This is a genomic window from Flavobacterium gawalongense (genome assembly GCF_007097265.1).
GTDB classification, from domain to species: Bacteria; Bacteroidota; Bacteroidia; order Flavobacteriales; family Flavobacteriaceae; genus Flavobacterium; species Flavobacterium gawalongense.
In genome coordinates, this window is sequence record NZ_VJZP01000001.1 from 168,708 (window position 1) to 185,454 (window position 16,747).

The window sequence follows — 16,747 nt, forward strand, 5'->3', positions numbered from 1 at the left end:
TTTATTTTTTTGTATCAAGAACAATTGTACCCTTATGCATCGTGATTACTCTATTGCATTTTGTTTCCCAATACGGGTTTTTGGAAGAAACAATTACAGTCCATTGATTTTTATCCGAATTTATAAAATCGATAATTTCGTTGGCAACTTCTTCATCCATTGTATCGGTTGGGTCTTCATAGAAAAGTATTTTTGGCTTGTGAATAATGCTTCTTGCCAATAGAATCTTTTGTGCATTTGACGATGAAAGTTGTCTCCCTTCCGGAAAAATTTTAGTGTCCAAACCTTTAGGCAAAGTTTTGATAAATGACGAAAGCTGTACCGCATCAATTGCCCATTTTAAATCTTTGTCCGAAATGGTTTTATCATTGAAAGTAATGTTTTCAAGAATTGTCCCTTCAAAAGGGGTTTCATTATAAATAATGGAACTTATTTGTGAACGATATTCTTTGAGATTTATTTTTCTGAAAGTAACATCGTTAATATAAAAAGACCCTGAAGTTTGACCCAACAATCCTGATAATATTCGGATCAAAGTTGTTTTCCCGGAACCATTTTCCCCGTCAATTACTATCTTTTCACCTTGATTAATTTTCAAGGTAATAGCAGTTAAAATGTTGTTTTTTGAATCCGGAAACTTAAACCCTATATTTTCTGTTTCTAAAAAAATATCGGTATTGTAACATGCAATGTCAGTTTCCGAATCTTCTTCTAAATGCTTATCGGTTACTTGTCCAATTTTTTCGACCGAAGTCAAAACGTCATAGAAAGTTTCTAATCCCAGAATTATTTTCTCTACAGAGTTAATAACCAATAAAATAATAATTTCCGCAGCAACAAATTGACCAATATTCATTTGCTGATTGATGACCAAAAAACCACCAATAGATAATAAGCTTGCCGTGATAATCATTTTGAAAACAATCAGCTGGCTAAATTGTTTTTTAATGACGTTGAAATGTTTTTCACGATAATTTAAATAATCACTGACTAGATTGTCGTTTTTTTGTAAAGCGTAATCAAAACTATTCTCGTTTCTAAAACTGAAATTGTTACGCGCCATTTCTTGCAACCAACTGGCGACTTTGTATTTGAATTTTGATTCTTTTAAACTGGTCTCTAACCCGGTATTATAAGAATATTTGAATATGATATACAAAAGGAAAAACAACAAAACCCCAAAGACAATAAAAAACGGATGATATAACGATAAAAGAATTATTCCAAAAAACATTTGTAGCATTGCTCCTGAAAAGTCTATTAACAGTTTTGAAATTCCTTTTTGGATAGTCATTGTGTCGAAAAAACGATTGGCTAAATCTGGCGGATAGGTATTATATAATTCTTCAAATTTTATTTTTGGGAATCTTACCGCAAAATCAAACGAAGAACGAACGAAGATTTTCTGTTGCAAATTTTCAGTTATTCGCAATTGCATTAGTGACAAGATCCCAACAAAGGCAACTCCAATAACTACAAGTATGATTAGAACAATCCAGGAAACACTAACTCTTCCAGACTGAATAAAATTGGTAATGGCTTGAATTCCTAGAGGCAGCGATAGACTTACGAGACCCGAAAAAATAGCATAGAAGAAAATTTGATAAACATCTTTTTTGTCTAATTTTAATAAATCCCAAAATCTTTTTAATGGTGTCATCATTTTATTTTTAAAAACTGTTTAAACAAGATTTATATTAAAATCGGTCGAACTTATTACTATCTGTCAATAATTCGAAAGGAAATTATTGTACAGAAATGCAATCAAAGTTAGAACAAAAAACTTTTTTACGGTTATCATACGTTCTTTATTACAATACGTTTTTAGAAAATTTACCCTCCTTAGATTCAATAGAGAACAATAAACACAAAGAAATAAACTTGGATGCATAGGAAGGAATTTCTATATCGCTTTTCAATCTTGCGGCAATTATCCCCAGAAATAAAAACAATAAAGCCCGATTTGGTAAATTGTCTAACAGTAAATCTAAATTCATTTTTTATTTTTTTGTGGCGCGTTCTAATCTGTCGTTAATGGATTTTCCTAATTCAAAATCCGGAAATCGTTCTGCAACAATCATATCTAAGTCCATTTTATCCAATCGATGCATTGCAGCATACAAATGTGACGTAGCTTCCTTTAAATCGCCTTTTTCGGATAAAATTTCTTGATAGATTACACAAGCATTTTTGATTCGCTCCTTAAAAAGCAACAATCCGATTTTTTTGTCAGGAAATCCCTTGATGAATTGCGCTACATCACTTTCTAAAAAAGTGGTGGTTGCCGGTGCGTAATGTCGTGATAACATTCCCGGCGCATCCGGTGCGTTTTCTTTTTTGTTTTTAATTTGAATTTTTCCGATAACTCCTTCAATATCTTCCACAGAAATGGAACCCAATCGATATAATACCGGTTCTTCATTTTCAAAACCAATTATCGTAGATTCTATTCCGTTTTGGCAATCGCCTCCATCTAAAACCATCTGTAATTTTTCGCTAAAATATTCAGCAACATGCAAAGCATTTGTTGGACTTATCGCCCCAAAAGGATTGGCACTTGGAGCAGCTAACGGAAAATCTAAGACTTCCAACAATGCCAAAGTCGTAGCATGATTTGGAATTCTAATAGCCACGGAATCTTTTCCGGCAGTAACTAAATCGGGAACCGACTCTTGTTTTTTCAACACCATTGTCAAAGGACCCGGCCAAAATTTATCAGCTAATAATCTGGCTTTTTCCGGAATCTCTTTTGCTAATTCGTCTAATTGTTCTACCGATTTAATATGAACAATTAACGGATTAAAAAAAGGCCTTTGCTTCATTTCAAAAATCGCTTTTATGGCTTTTTCGCTGTAAATATTCCCGGCCAACCCATAAACTGTTTCTGTTGGAATGGCAACCAAATCTTCTTGGATTAAAATCTTGGCTGCTTTTGAAATGTCTTTTGAAACTATTGTCATAATTTATTTTAAGGATTGCAAAAATCACAGTACGTAGGATCTTCGGTCATTTTTTTATGTGGATAAAATTCCTCAGAAGTATGATTACACTTTTTACAAGCATAAATAAAACTCAAAGTAGAACGCGTAGCCGAATTACAGCAGTCACACGGTAATCCCATTTTGGCATCAGAAACCACAAATCCCGGAGTTTCACACATAGGACATAGCGACCGAATTGAATTTACTAATTTTAGCGTGGCTTTTTCAATCACTTTCATCCGTGTTGGATTGTACAGTGCGCGCATATCGGTTTCGACATATACTTTCCCAAATTCTTTCATCATTTCATGAAAGCTTTCGTTTAAAATCCTTTCGTCAGTGATTCCTTTAACTATTTTAGAAATATCCTTTTCTGATGGTTTTAAAATAAGCCCGTGAGATGGAAATTTTACTTGAGTCGCAAATTCCAGTAGCCCGGCTTCATTTTTAATTTCGCTGCCATTGAAATTGGTATCCGTACTGATTTCTCTTGCTATAATTTCTAACTCATTTTTTTTATCAATAAGAATTAACATTTCATCATCGGCATGAGCAATAAAAATCGTGGGATGCATACCAAAAGACCCTTCGCTGGCAATCCCTAAATCGCAATCATTCTCTTTCATGGCAAGGAGACATTTATTGCGAAGAGTTGTTAGCGCATCCTCTTTTCTGGCAATTTCTCCCGAAAAAGTTCCCAAGGTATCAGTGTCAAATTTATCGGACACAAAGCAACTCACTCCAAATTCTTTTTCAAAAATTGGTGCAATCACGTTTTCTTTTTTATGCTTAGTTGCGATAAGAAGTTTTCTGCCTTGAAACATACTGGTTATTCGTTAAAACTTATTTCAATCTTATCTATTTACAATCATGGTATCATCATAGAAAGTTACTATACCAGTTGTAATATCATGCGTTCCTCCTACAATTCCGATCTCACCTTTTTCTATCATTTCTTTTAGAATTGGGCTGCGTTCCATTATGGCATGCACCGTTCTTTTTACATTTATGGTAGCCACTTTTTCTACGAACTCCCCATTACTTGAACTGCGATTTTCGGTTTCGGTTTTTTCATCATAAACAGCCGGTTGGATTTTGCTTAACAGAGCGGTTAAGTTACCCATTTCCACATGATCACAAGCACCTTTTATGGCACCACATTTTGTATGCCCCAAAACTACAATTATTTTCGATCCAGCCACTTTACAAGCGAACTCCATGCTGCCTAAAATATCTTCGTTAATAATATTGCCCGCAATACGAACACTAAAAACGTCTCCCAAACCTTGGTCAAAAATCAACTCCGCCGAAGTTCGAGAGTCTATGCAACTCAAAATAACGGCAAAAGGGTGTTGCCCATCCGATGTTTCATTAGCCTGCTGCAAAAGGTTACGGTTTATTTTAAGATTATTCACAAATCTTTTATTACCTTCTTTTAATATATCAATCGCCATTGTAGGGGTAATGGCATCTTGCATTTCTTTGTTTAATGTTTTCATTGTTTTCTGTTTTTTATTTTTAAAAAAGTTTCTGTTTTATGCAGGTTCGATACAGTTTATTTTTTCAACCGTTATGTTCTTGGTCTTGGCATTAATCTGATAGTCTTTTATGAATTCAACCACATCATAATCAATGGATTTAGAGTTAGAGCAGTCAATAATCACTTTTGAATTGACAGGGATACTATCCAGAGCTTGTATCACACTTGGTTTATTAAAGAATGAAACTTCTTCGGCCAAAACAATATGGTGTACTTCATGTCCCTCTTCGGTAGTAGTAACATCTCTCAATTGGTAAGAATTTCGGTAACTATGGCGTAAAGCATAAAAGCCACCCAATAGCATCCCTACGGTAATCCCTTTTAGCAAATCGGTTGCCAAAATAGCCACAACAGTTGCCGCAAATGGAATAAACTGTTCCCAACCTAATTTATACATCTCTTTAAAAAGAGCTGGTTTGGCCAATTTATAACCCACCATCAATAAAATAGCCGCCAAACTTGCCAATGGTATCATATTCAATACACTTGCAATAGTAATGGCACTTAACAGCAGAAAGAAACCGTGAAGGATAGCGGACATTTTTGTTTTTCCTCCAAAAGATATATTTGCCGAACTTCGAACAATTACTTGCGTAATAGGTAACCCACCAATTAAACCAGAAATTATATTTCCTAAACCTTGCGCTTTTAGCTCTCTATTGGCTGGCGTAATTCTTTTATCCGGGTCTAATTTATCGGTTGCCTCAACGCTTAATAAAGTTTCTAAACTACCCACAACAGCGATTATAATAGCGACTTTATACACTTCTGGATTAGATAACGCGGTAAAATCAGGCAAAGTAAACTGCCCGAAAAACTCCGAAACGGAATGCGGCACCGGCAACCGTACCACTTGGTCGGCAGCTAAACTAAAATCCAGCATCCCGCTTTGAAAAAAATAATTCATCACAATACCCAATACCACTACCACAATTGGCCCTTGTATCAATTGGAATATTTTATGTTTTTTTGTCAATACCTTATCCCACAATATCAGTATAGCCAAGGATATTACTCCAATAAGCACTGCCCCTGGCGTTATAAATTCAAATGCTTTAAAAATCTCAGAAAACGTGTTTTGTCCATCCGCCTGCAAAAAAGCATCATCCCCAACAGCGTCTTTGTCCCAACCCAATGCATGAGGTATCTGCTTTAATATAATCAAAAGACCAATACCGGTAAGCATCCCCTTAATCACAGAAGACGGAAAAAAGTAAGCAACAAAGCCCGCTTTGGCATATCCCAAAATGAGCTGGATAATTCCAGCCAAAACAACGGCCGTTAAAAATGCTGTCCATGAACCCCCAAGCGAAGCAATAGAAGTTAGAACAATAACTGCCAATCCCGCAGCGGGACCGCTAACACCCAGAGGAGAACCGCTGGAAACGCCTACCACAATGCCCCCAACAATACCTGCAATGATACCGGCAAACAATGGCGCGCCAGAGGCCAATGCAATTCCAAGACACAAAGGAACCGCTACAAAAAATACAACAATGCTTGCGGGCAAATCGTTTTTCAGTTCTTTAAACATATTTTTTAATTCCATAATCGTTTTTTTTAGTCAGATACGCCAAAGATAGAAATAATATTATTAATGATAGTATTACTATCATTAATAATTGTAAAATAAATTTTAGCTATATTTGCCAAAGAAAGTTGAAGCAACTTCTTTTTCAGTCATTTATTATACAAAGACCAATCAATACAAGGATACAAATGGAGCTACAGTTGCAAATAAAAATGAATGAGGCGTTATTTCTCCGTAATCCTGAACAGACGGAGTTGGGAAAAAAGATTCTTATGCACAGCATTCAATTGATCTATAAAAACGGCTTCGAAACCTTTACCTTTAAAAAATTGGCAAAAGACATTGGTACAACCGAAGCGGGTATTTACCGATACTTTGAAAACAAACATCGCTTGCTGTTATATCTTGTAGCTTGGTATTGGAGTTGGCTTGAATACCAGATAAGCTTTCATACCAATAATATTAATGACCCCTTGATTAGATTAAAAATGGTAATCAAATTATTAGCCACAACAGTAAAAGATGATGAAAAAACAAGTTATGTTAACGAGAGCCTATTGCATCAAATTGTTATTTCGGAAGGTTCAAAAGCATATTTAACAAAGCATGTAAGCGAAGACAATAGACACCATTTTTTTAAACCATACAAAGATCTTTGTGCCGTTATCGGGGATTTAATTTCAGAATGCAATCCGAAATACAAATACCCGAAATCATTAGCCTCCACTATCATTGAAATGGCGCATTTTCAGAATTTTTTCATGAACAACCTGCCTTCACTTACCGATTTTGGGATAAATAAGGACGAGGCAAAAATCATTTCTTTTCTGGATGATTTGGTGTTTTCCAGCATAAATAAAATTTAGTTGTCGATGAGATCTCTGTTTTGCAGGAGCTCCATCCAATTCAAAAAAAAACATGCTTAACCCAAGAGCTGATCCTGTGAAGGTAAATAAAGGGAAACAACAAGGTGAAAATAGAGCTGTAAAGAAAAGTCCAAACACTCCTAATTTGTCTATGTTTGATTTTAGTTTCATAATATTGTTTTATTTTCCACAAAAAATGAGAAGTAAATACTAATAAAAATTGTTGCTATTCCAGTAATTATAAATGTAGCATTTGCACCAAATTGATACCAAATTAAGCCTGCTAATGAACTTGCTAACATTGTGCAAATACTTTGAAAACCCGAATAGGTTCCGATTGCTGTTGCAGTATCTTTTCTGTCGGAAATATTACTAATCCAAGCTTTGGAAATCCCTTCAGTTGCTGCTGCATAAACTCCATAAATAAAGAACAGCATTGCAATAGCATAAATATTAGTACTAAAAGCCATCCCAAAATATACGATTGCAAATAAAGAAAGCCCAAAAACAAACATTTTCTTTAATCCTATTTTGTCTGCAAAAATTCCTATTGGAAAAGCGCAAAGCGCATAAACCAAATTGTAAAAAATATAAACCCCAATTACTGCCGTGTCATTTAGTCCTGCTTGTTTTGCTTTTAGCAATAAAAAAATATCGGAACTGTTGAATAATGTAAAAGCCAATAATCCGATTACTAATTTTCGATATTGTAACGGACTTGTTTTCCAATAATTTAGAAAGGAGAAAAAAGGTGTCGGTTTTCTTTCTATTGAATGGGCTTTAGTTTTGTCTTTCAAAAAAAAGGAAGCCAATACAGCAAGTAACCCAGGAATAAAAGCGACATAAAAAAGTGTTTTGTAATCCTGTGGATAAAAGTATAGATACACTAATGCTATTGCGGGTCCAAGAACTGCCCCAAAAGTATCCATTGATCGATGAAAACCAAAGATTTTTCCTTTGTTCTCTGATGTTGCCTCATCCGATAAAATAGCATCTCTTGCACCTGTGCGAATTCCTTTCCCGAAGCGGTCAATAGCTCGTGCAAAGAAAATCCAAAGTGGAAAAGTAAAAACTGCCATCATTGGTTTTGAAATAGTACTTAAAGCATAACCGAGTTGAACAAACGGAACACGTTTTCCGGAATTGTCCGATAATTTTCCGAAATATCCTTTGCTTAAACCTGCCAAAGCTTCTGCAAAACCTTCCAAAACACCGATTAATACAATGGAAAATCCGATTGTTTTTAAATAAATTGGCATTATTGGGTAAAGCATTTCGCTCGCCGTATCGGTAAACAAACTGACTATGGATAATATCCAGACGGTTCGTGTGATTATTTTTGTTTTCATTTGGCTTTTTTACAGCTTAATTTTAATTCCACCGTTTAAAATAAATCCGTCTGTTGGGGTGTAAACTTCTCTAAATTGTGGGTTTTGAATTGTTCCAGAATACATATTTTCCCATTTTGATTGTCGGCTATCCAAAAAGTTTTCAAGATTCAAAAATATGCTGAAATATTTGAATTTGTATTCTCCAGAAACTCCCATAACCCAATAATCCCTAACTTTTTCGTTGTTTGTCAAATACTGATTTCCAACATAAAAGACCTCGTAAGCAATTCGCAATTTTTCTTCCCATTCATACATTATGTTTGCGTTTATTCGATGTTTTGCTGTTAATGGATTTACTGTAGAATTATTATCGAAATTTTTCTGAGCGTCAATGTAAGTGTAACCGATGTAACAAGAAATATCCTCAAAACGAAGTTTTACGTTTGTTTCAAAACCTTTGGTTTCTATATTTCCGTTGGCATTTTCAAAGGCATAATTTACTGTCAGTGGAACTGGATTAAGAACCAACGGGTTTTTGATAATGGTATAAAAAAACATTTGATTAATGGTAAAACTTAGTTCGTCAAAAATGGTAGTTTTATAATTAACGTCAGCATTTAGTCCACACGATTTTTCAGGATTAACTTTTGAGAAATCAAGTGAATTTATGTTTTGAAAAGATTTTTCTTCAGTTTCTTCCGAAAAAATGGTTGGTGATTTGTACCCCAAACCACCCCCAAACCTTGAAGATAATTTTTCATTGATTTTATACAATAAAGATAAACGTGGCAAGACAAAAACATTGCTTCTGTTTGTAATGTCTAAGCGTAAACCACTTTCTAAAATAAATTTTTCATTGATGTTCAAATTGTTTTGAGCAAAAATACCAAAGGCAGCATTGTAATAATCTAATTTGTCAGCGACTAAATTAATTTGTTTGAAATTATCCGAAACTAAATTCGCTCCTAAATTCCATTCTGATTTTTCGTTTGGAATCAGATAATTCGCCTCTGTAAAAGTTGCTATTTGCTGACCCTCAAAATTATACGCTTGCTTCTCAATTTTTCGGTTAAAATACCCAAAACTATTTTTAATTGTCAATATGTTTTTATTCTCAAATGATCTTTCAAATTTGGCTTGAGTTGTATATCGATTACTATTGTTTCGTTCAAAAAACGTATGGATAGCATCTGATCTGTTGTCAATTACTTGCATATCTCCACCAATTCGTTTTTCAAATCCTGCATTTGCACCAAAACTAAAAGTCGTTTTTTCGTTTGGATAATAGAAGAATTTTGGGTTTATCGTATATCTCTCGAAATTTGGAATGTCCGAAAAGCCATCGTTATTTACATCGGTTGCTTTTTGAGAATTATTTGAAGCATAAATTGTAAGTCCTGATTTTTTGTATTTTTCTGCATAAAAGCCACTCAAATCTAACGCTTGTGTTTGATTTATGTTTGCTAAAAATGAAATCTCTCTTTTGTCGGTTGGTTCTTTTGTTATCAAGTTTATTAATCCTGCAATTGCTCCACCTCCATAAAGTGTTGAAGTGGAACCTTTGATCACTTCTACACGTTTTAAATTTAAAGGCGGAATTTGCAAAATGCTCAAACCACTTGCAAACCCAGAATACAAAGGAAATCCGTCTTGCAAAAGTTGTGTGTATTTACCGTCTAACCCTTGGATGCGAATACTTGCATTTCCCGAAACTTGGGAAGTTTGTTGCGTTTGAATTCCGGTGCTTTCGGTAAGCAACATTTTGATGTTTCCAGGTTGCATCGAAGATTTTTCTTCTAGTTCTCCCGAAGCAATCACTTCTATTCGAGTTGGAGTATTTTTTATTGTTCTGCTACTTCTTGTTGATGTAACTTTAACTTCTTCCAATTCTTCCGAAGTGGGTTCTAAAAATATTTCAATAGTTTCATTTTGCGGGAATAAAATATTTTTTTCAATTTTTCGATAACCAATAGAATTGAACACAATTGTTTGTTTACCGTTAGGAATGTTTTCAAGGACTACAAATCCTTTCTCGTCGGAAGTCGAACCTTTTTGAGTTCCGTTTAGAAATACAAAAACGCTGTCAAGTGCTTCTTTTGTTTTTTCATCTTTGATGATTGCTTTAAAAGTGTTTTGGGCTGTTGCTATAAATGGAAATAGTAAAAGTATGAATATTATTTTTTTCATTTTGAATTTAAATAGAATTGTTCTGAAATAGTAAAATTGACAACTGCGTAGCAATTGCCGAAAAAATTAAATCAGAAAATCATCAAATCAAGTAAGAAGAATACAGAATAAAAAGCTTATCCCGTTTTGGAAAGAAAGAGCTTTTGTAGAATGAAATACATTTAGTAGATACGGATTGAATTCCGTTCAAATGGAATGGAACTGACGTGTCCCAATTGATGTTACAATGCGGAATACTTTGTGTTACGCTGTTTGCAAAGATTTGGTTACTACATTGTTGAATATAGGCGTGACTTTCATTTTCAAAATTAGCCTTCTCCTCGGTATCCGAAAATTCAAATACGGTGTTGACATAGCAACACGATATCAGAATTAGAAGTATTATTTTAATGTATCCTTTCACCGTCGCAAATGTACAAACAATAATTTTGTTTTGTCGGCAATTGATGTGCTTTTTGTTGGCTTTGCAAGCCCGACGAAAACTTAACTATTGGCACTGCGTTGCTGTCCACGAATAAAAAGTTGTCCACAAAAAACCAGTCACTGAAAGATTTAAGCATCCGGAATTTCCGGCTCAACTAATTTTGCCAATTTCTCTAATGATTCCTGCCAACCTAAATAACACATTTCTGTTGGTATAACTGAAGGAATGCCTTCTTGAATAATTTTAAGTTCTGTGCCGCAAGAAACCTTTTTGAGCCAAACCGAAGTGACCATTTCACCAGGCAAATTCGGATCTTCAAATTTGTCAGTATATTTAATAAATTCATTCGGCTTCAATTCCAGGTATGTTCCGCCAAATGAGTGTCCATTTCCTGTGGAAAAATTGATAAAAGACATTCTGTAGTTCCCGCCTTGTTTTACATCCATGCTATGAACAACACATAAAAAACCATATGGTGGAATCCATGATGCCATCGCATTTGCATCAGTAAACGCACGATAAATTTTTTCGGGAGATGCTTTAAGAACTCGGTGTAATGATACGCTATTGTTTGCCATAGTATTGATTTTGGGTTAGTGATTATTAATTAAGAGGCTGACTTGAAACATTAAACATCCAGCGGATTCCGAATTTGTCTTTGCAAGTTCCCCAGTAACCCCAGAATTCATCGTGGGGTGCAACACCGTCTGTTCCAGCTTGAGAAAGTTCTTTATACAAGTGGTCAGCTTCTTCTTTAGTATCAGGATTTAAACTGATTGTTATAGTATTACCCTCAATCAATTTATGTCCCATGCTTTCAAGCATATCGGTTGCCATAATTTCTGTCCCGCCAAGTATTGGTAATGCAACATGCATTACTTTGTTCTTGTCGGCTTCTGAAAGTTCGGGCATACCCGGTTGAGCTGGAATGTCTTTCATTCTCATTATCGGAGCAGAAAATTCTGTTTTGAAAACTTTTTTGTAGTAGTTAAATGCTTCTTCAGCGTTTCCCATGAAGTTGAGATAAATTGATACATGTGCCATGATGATTTGTTTTGCTTATTGTTATTACTATTTAATTCTTATCAATTCGAGATTAATAAAAATGTCTGCTGTGCTTCTCCATTATAAATGAATTGTCATGTCTGCCGATGATGGGTTTAATTTCCACTTCGGTATATATTTCTAAAGTCATCTTTATTTCGTCAAGTGATAGATTTAAAAACACTTGTTTCATTCTCATGTTACTTAATTCCCAATTAGTCCACTCACTGCTGTGCCATTCCAATTTTCATTTCTTGAACAGCCTTTTCGCCTTCTTTAGTAATACCCATTATTTCCGTAAAAACGCCAATCTCTTCTCGTGTGTCAAAAAACACAATTTTAGCTATTGGCGTGTCAAAGCTGCTTATTACTGTAAAGCCTTTATTCTCAAACTCTGAAATTACTTTGTCAAGGTTTGCAATGGGCGTGCTGTATGCAATATGTTGAACTCCGCCTGTTGGATTATTGTCTATGTAATCCTTAAAAATACTTTTCCCTGAAATTGGTTGAATGAGTTCAATAAATGTCCCCCCTGAATAAGCCATTGCAACAAGGTTTTCTGCATCAGATGGTTCTCCATAATAGGTTCCGTCATACTCTTTTAAGCGAGTGGTAACTGTCGGGCTAAAATTGGTAACGCCAAGCATTTCCTGAAAAAAAGTTTTTGATTTCACTATATCTTTCACCACCCATGCAATTTGAGTGGGTGTTAATCCAGAGCTGTCTTTCTTGTTTGCCTTGTCCATAGATTGAATTTTTATTGGTAAATTTTATTAACAGGTTAGCCGCCTTAAGCTCCAACAGTACCTGTCTTGACTTTTCCAGCTCGCTTGTAATTGGCAATAATCACTCCAGTTGGTGTAACCAAACTCTCTATTAATGTAAATGCTGCCGGAATCGTGCCATTGTCAAACAACTTTTTTCCTGTACCAAGAGTCAACGGGAAAATTTTGAGCCAGAGTTCGTCAACTAAATCATTTTCGAGTAGTGTCTGGATGAGCTTGCCGCTGCCCCACACTTGAATGTCAGAACCTTTTGAATTTTTGAGCTTTTTAATATCCGCCAAACTTTCGAGGAATACTGAGTTTTTCCAATCTGACTTTTTCATGGTCTTGGACATGACGTATTTTGTGACATCATTAATACCTGGCCATCCATTTTCATGCTCTGGCCAGTAGCTGGCAAAAATCTCAAATGTTTTTCTGCCCAAAAGAAGATCTGCAGGTTTCATTTGTTTTTCCAAGACCTTACCAAAAACTTCGTCACCATACGATGCAGTCCAACCGCCATATTTGAAACCGCCTGATGTATCTTCCTCAGGTCCACCAGGTGCTTGCATTACCCCATCTAAGGTAATAAATGATAAAACAATTATTTTTCTCATGTAATTACAGTTTTTAATTGTTAGTAATTATTGTTTGAATTGAAATTGTATTTGTGTGTATGGCAAAATGCAAATGTGCTGCACACCAAAAGTAAAAAATAAAAAACTTGCGCAGCTCTTTTGCATTTTGCGAGCGATAGCCAAATGGCTTTGCAGAAATTGTCTGCGGTTACTGTCCGCTGTCAAATTTGAAAGTTGAACTGTCGTCATACGGTTGGGGCTAACTTAGATATACTCCGTTTTTTGAATGAAAACTGGGTATATCTGTTTATTTTTTGTTGGATACACTCAACTCTGGCTGAGTTTTATACTCCAAGCCTACAAAACCATTTCTACTATTCTGCATGGTCTTTCTCATTACCTTAAAGATAATAATCTTATGCAAAAAAAGACACCTCATCAGCATTTTTTCCTACATAGTATTATTCGAGTCTTCAAAACCCGCAGCTTAAAAACAGTACTTTTAAACTACCTCCGGTTCCTTTCAACACAGGTTTCATTTTTGGCTTTGCAAGCCCAACCGCAATTGGCTGTCTGTTGGTTCCGATGATGAATTTCATTATTAAATATACAGAAATTCAATAAATTACGTAAATATTTTGAAGGATTTTTAGTGCAAATAAGTTAATGGAAGGAAAAGAGGTTATTAAACAGTTTGACGTCAGTTCATCTAAAAACCTCCAGTGAAACCTATTTTTGTTAATGCTGAAAGTAAATATAGTCGATTTTACCTATAATAGCTACTCTGTAAATTTAAATTCAAAACAGAAGCCGAATTACAAATCGAAAAAACAAACAAGCAGCAGGAACAAGAGCTCGTAAATCAACTTTGGAACTGGAAAAACTTTTAAAAGAGTTTAGAAAAGTTTCTGTAGAAGAATCAAAAAAATAATATTTTTTCAAAAAAACCTCGTTTAAGTCTTTTTAAACGAGGTTTTTATTTTTGTCATGCCGATTTAAATTTTCGGAGCCATTATTCAACAGCTACCACCAGCACTTTTTTATATTTTGTTGTATATAACTATCATATTTAAATATTCGCAGTTCATCCTTTCATCAATTGTTTTAAACGGCCTTGGTAAGACTGCCAATAATTTCTTTTCGTGGTATCGTTGAGGAATGAAGCAGCTATCATTTTTTCTACCATTTCGGACTGTGATAACATCAATGCCAAAATATCATTAAAAATCTTTTCACTGATTCCTGCATGCTCACTAAGTATAGCAAATTGTTGGCTGATTTTTCCTTGAGCTAATTTTTTAGGCAATAGTCCATCATCCAATGCAAAGTCTTTATCTTCTATGTGAATACGGCTATTCAATAGGTCATAAGCCGGACTTAATCTATAATCTCCCATAGGGGTTTCAAGCAAAGAGAAGTTTTTAAAGTGGGCATCTCCATTTGAAAACAGGTAATTAAATACCAGTATTTTCAGCAGTTTAGGTGCTTCCAATTTGTAAGCAGGTAAATATTGCTGCATTAATTGAAATAACTCTAAATAGTTTCCTAAATACTTATAATGCGCTCCATAGGTTTGTGGTGTTCTACCGGCCAAAGATGCAAAATCATCCTGAGCCCGTTTTGTGCCGTCATCTTTTACATCAAAACGTTTGGTAATGTAAGCAGGAGAACCATTCTTAAAAAATATTAATGCATTTTCAGCTGTTTCTATTCCATAGGCCTGACGGGCAATTTGCATGGTCAAATGCTCGTTAGCGGGCATTTGGTTTAGTCTTTTACCTGCACCTGGAATTGGTTTCAGAATATAGGTACCACGTTCACCTTCGTTGATAAGCCTTAACTTATTTTTTTCAAGCAATACAGAAAATTTTTCCTGTACTCCTGAAATAGACATGCGTTTTCGGTTTTCTTCAAAAAGCGCATCTGTTTCAGGATTCGATGCCGGTGAATCGTAAGGCAATACATGATGCACCTTTTTACCCTGAAACACTCTGTTTAAACAGGTTCTGCTATACGTATCAAAACCTTTAGCTAATGTACCTGGACAATATTTTATTTCAGGTAAACTCATAACTCTTCTATTTTAATAACTCTAACAGCACCGATACTGTCGTATTTTGCGGTAGTCATCAGTAATCCGAAATAATCATCTAGATCAATTCTATTATATTTACACACCATTTGTTTATTAGATCCTTCTGGTAACATATTATAAAAAAATGGAAATAAGAATTTTGAATGAAATTCTTGCTCCCTTTTAGGCAAAGTAAGACTGATTCCTGGCTTATTGCTATCTGCCATCCAAGAATCATGATAACGGAATATAAACGAACCATTATCGTGTTGGGTTAACACACCTGCTTCTTCATCCTTGTATACTATTTTAGCCTTTCTCATTTGTTAAGAGATACATTTTTAATCTTTAGGCAAACCTTCATGCCTAATACATCAGCTAACTTTTCTAAAGTCAGCAGCGTAGGATTTCCTTTTCCACTTTCAAACTGTTTTAGAGTTCTTAATCCAACACCAGATAGCTCGGCCAAGGTTTCCTGCGTCACCTGCAGTACTTCCCTCCGCTCTTTTATAGTTTTTATTAATTCTTCGAAGTGCATTATACGGCTCTTTTTTATACAAATATATAGCAAATCTTATTAGTCACAATAAAAAGAGCATTAAAAAGCACTAAATTATACATTTTATTCTATTTCATGCTTTTTTTTATTAAATAGTGCGCTATAAAGCACTATTTAATCTCTGCTTTTTTGAGTACTATGCTAACTTATATGAGTAGTCGTAAAAAACTGCTAACCTCTTCCCACTATTAAAAATTTCAAATAACCAATTATTAGAAAAACGACATCGCCTAAAAGTCCTAAAACTTCGGTTCCATTAAACATAGGTTTCATTGTTGGCTTTTCAAGCCCAAAAAACCTAATCTGTTAGTAGCAGCCACTTACTTTTTCTTTTCTTCATTAACAATTAGTTTCAAAGAATTGATATAATCAGTATCAAATTCTATAACTCTTATTTTGTTTTGCTTAAAACTCATTTCACCCTCAAATTCCCCTTCGGTTCCCAAAAAATCTATTACCAGTTCTTCCTCATTTAGTTCTATGAGTTTGCCGAGATAAACAGCTTTATCTGACTTTTTTGTAATCTGAAAAATCTCATATTTATTTGCTAAAAAATTTATAATTGAAGACAAATCTTTAAGCGGAATTATTTCCGCTGCGCTTGTTTTTAAACCTTTAAGTTTAATTACTCTTTCTGTGAATTCATGATCCTTGTCTTGAATAATTGACTTTACATTTTTGTTTTTTAATATCGTATAGCCATCAATTATAAAATCAACAGGATTGTTTTTCAGTAAAATCCAATCTTCAGTCCAATCAATAAGAAAGCCATTAAAGATTTCTTTTTTGTCGTCAAATTCTATTGAAATTAATTGTCGTAAGTATTTTTCCATTATTTTTTTAAGTTTTGGGAGCAGTCTACTGC

18 protein-coding genes and 1 pseudogene are annotated in these 16,747 nt (G+C 34.6%); 2 read left to right on the top strand and 17 right to left on the bottom strand.

Going from position 1 to position 16,747, the window contains the following annotated elements; all coding sequences use genetic code 11:
* Position 1: 1 nt before the first annotated feature.
* The 6 genes from FNW38_RS00815 to FNW38_RS00840 all read right to left on the bottom strand — a co-directional run bounded on the left by FNW38_RS00815 (position 2) and on the right by FNW38_RS00840 (position 6,070).
* Positions 2–1,660 carry a peptidase domain-containing ABC transporter gene (locus FNW38_RS00815; RefSeq protein ID WP_143385746.1) on the bottom strand — a complete coding sequence of 553 codons (1,659 nt, stop codon included), beginning with the start codon at positions 1,658–1,660 and terminating at the stop codon, positions 2–4.
* A 151-nt stretch (positions 1,661–1,811) separates the two neighbouring features.
* Entirely contained in the window at positions 1,812–1,997 is a 186-nt protein-coding gene (locus FNW38_RS00820) for a sodium-dependent bicarbonate transport family permease (protein ID WP_143385745.1), read from the bottom strand.
* 3 nt (positions 1,998–2,000) lie between these two features.
* Positions 2,001–2,960, bottom strand: a complete 960-nt coding sequence (locus FNW38_RS00825; protein WP_143385744.1) for an L-threonylcarbamoyladenylate synthase — start codon at positions 2,958–2,960, stop codon at positions 2,001–2,003.
* A gap of 8 nt (positions 2,961–2,968) precedes the next feature.
* Positions 2,969–3,805 (bottom strand): DUF6671 family protein, encoded by an 837-nt coding sequence (locus tag FNW38_RS00830; RefSeq protein WP_143385743.1) that lies wholly within the window; start codon positions 3,803–3,805, stop codon positions 2,969–2,971.
* Between the two features lie 30 nt (positions 3,806–3,835).
* On the bottom strand, positions 3,836–4,480 hold the full coding sequence (locus FNW38_RS00835; protein ID WP_143385742.1) for a carbonic anhydrase family protein: 645 nt from the start codon (positions 4,478–4,480) through the stop codon (positions 3,836–3,838).
* 36 nt (positions 4,481–4,516) lie between these two features.
* Entirely contained in the window at positions 4,517–6,070 is a 1,554-nt protein-coding gene (locus FNW38_RS00840; protein WP_143385741.1) for a SulP family inorganic anion transporter, read from the bottom strand.
* A gap of 254 nt (positions 6,071–6,324) precedes the next feature.
* On the opposite strand from FNW38_RS00840, the gene FNW38_RS00845 reads away from it, so the two are divergent.
* Positions 6,325–6,918 carry a TetR/AcrR family transcriptional regulator gene (locus FNW38_RS00845; RefSeq protein ID WP_235890121.1) on the top strand — a complete coding sequence of 198 codons (594 nt, stop codon included), beginning with the start codon at positions 6,325–6,327 and terminating at the stop codon, positions 6,916–6,918.
* A 167-nt stretch (positions 6,919–7,085) separates the two neighbouring features.
* Here the strand turns inward: FNW38_RS00845 and FNW38_RS00855 are convergent, their stop codons facing one another.
* The 7 genes from FNW38_RS00855 to FNW38_RS17870 form a co-directional block, all read right to left on the bottom strand.
* On the bottom strand, positions 7,086–8,267 hold the full coding sequence (locus FNW38_RS00855; protein WP_144064401.1) for an MFS transporter: 1,182 nt from the start codon (positions 8,265–8,267) through the stop codon (positions 7,086–7,088).
* Between the two features lie 9 nt (positions 8,268–8,276).
* Positions 8,277–10,436 carry a TonB-dependent receptor gene (locus FNW38_RS00860; protein WP_143385738.1) on the bottom strand — a complete coding sequence of 720 codons (2,160 nt, stop codon included), beginning with the start codon at positions 10,434–10,436 and terminating at the stop codon, positions 8,277–8,279.
* 552 nt (positions 10,437–10,988) lie between these two features.
* Entirely contained in the window at positions 10,989–11,438 is a 450-nt protein-coding gene (locus tag FNW38_RS00865; protein ID WP_143385737.1) for an SRPBCC family protein, read from the bottom strand.
* A 25-nt stretch (positions 11,439–11,463) separates the two neighbouring features.
* Positions 11,464–11,904 carry a VOC family protein gene (locus FNW38_RS00870; protein ID WP_144064400.1) on the bottom strand — a complete coding sequence of 147 codons (441 nt, stop codon included), beginning with the start codon at positions 11,902–11,904 and terminating at the stop codon, positions 11,464–11,466.
* Positions 11,905–12,128: 224 nt separating this feature from the next.
* Positions 12,129–12,650 (bottom strand): VOC family protein, encoded by a 522-nt coding sequence (locus tag FNW38_RS00875; protein ID WP_143385735.1) that lies wholly within the window; start codon positions 12,648–12,650, stop codon positions 12,129–12,131.
* A 44-nt stretch (positions 12,651–12,694) separates the two neighbouring features.
* The gene (locus FNW38_RS00880; protein ID WP_144064399.1) at positions 12,695–13,288 is read right to left on the bottom strand and encodes a dihydrofolate reductase family protein; all 594 of its coding nucleotides are present in this window, start codon (positions 13,286–13,288) and stop codon (positions 12,695–12,697) included.
* Positions 13,289–13,722: 434 nt separating this feature from the next.
* On the bottom strand, positions 13,723–13,848 hold the full coding sequence (locus FNW38_RS17870) for a hypothetical protein (protein ID WP_262710381.1): 126 nt from the start codon (positions 13,846–13,848) through the stop codon (positions 13,723–13,725).
* A gap of 198 nt (positions 13,849–14,046) precedes the next feature.
* On the opposite strand from FNW38_RS17870, the pseudogene FNW38_RS17670 reads away from it, so the two are divergent.
* Positions 14,047–14,180, top strand: a pseudogene (locus FNW38_RS17670) (histone H1); the annotation flags it as partial.
* A gap of 153 nt (positions 14,181–14,333) precedes the next feature.
* On the opposite strand, the gene FNW38_RS00890 reads toward FNW38_RS17670, so the two are convergent.
* The 4 genes from FNW38_RS00890 to FNW38_RS00905 form a co-directional block, all read right to left on the bottom strand.
* On the bottom strand, positions 14,334–15,320 hold the full coding sequence (locus FNW38_RS00890; protein ID WP_144064398.1) for a type II toxin-antitoxin system HipA family toxin: 987 nt from the start codon (positions 15,318–15,320) through the stop codon (positions 14,334–14,336).
* Positions 15,317–15,646 (bottom strand): HipA N-terminal domain-containing protein, encoded by a 330-nt coding sequence (locus tag FNW38_RS00895; protein WP_144064397.1) that lies wholly within the window; start codon positions 15,644–15,646, stop codon positions 15,317–15,319. The genes FNW38_RS00890 and FNW38_RS00895 overlap by 4 nt, the downstream gene beginning before the upstream one ends.
* Complete coding sequence (locus FNW38_RS00900) at positions 15,643–15,861, bottom strand: helix-turn-helix domain-containing protein (protein WP_143385731.1); 219 nt, start codon at positions 15,859–15,861, stop codon at positions 15,643–15,645. Before FNW38_RS00900 ends, FNW38_RS00895 begins: the two co-directional genes overlap by 4 nt.
* Before the next feature lie 341 nt (positions 15,862–16,202).
* Positions 16,203–16,715, bottom strand: a complete 513-nt coding sequence (locus tag FNW38_RS00905) for a hypothetical protein (RefSeq protein ID WP_143385730.1) — start codon at positions 16,713–16,715, stop codon at positions 16,203–16,205.
* Between the last annotated feature and the right edge of the window lie 32 nt (positions 16,716–16,747).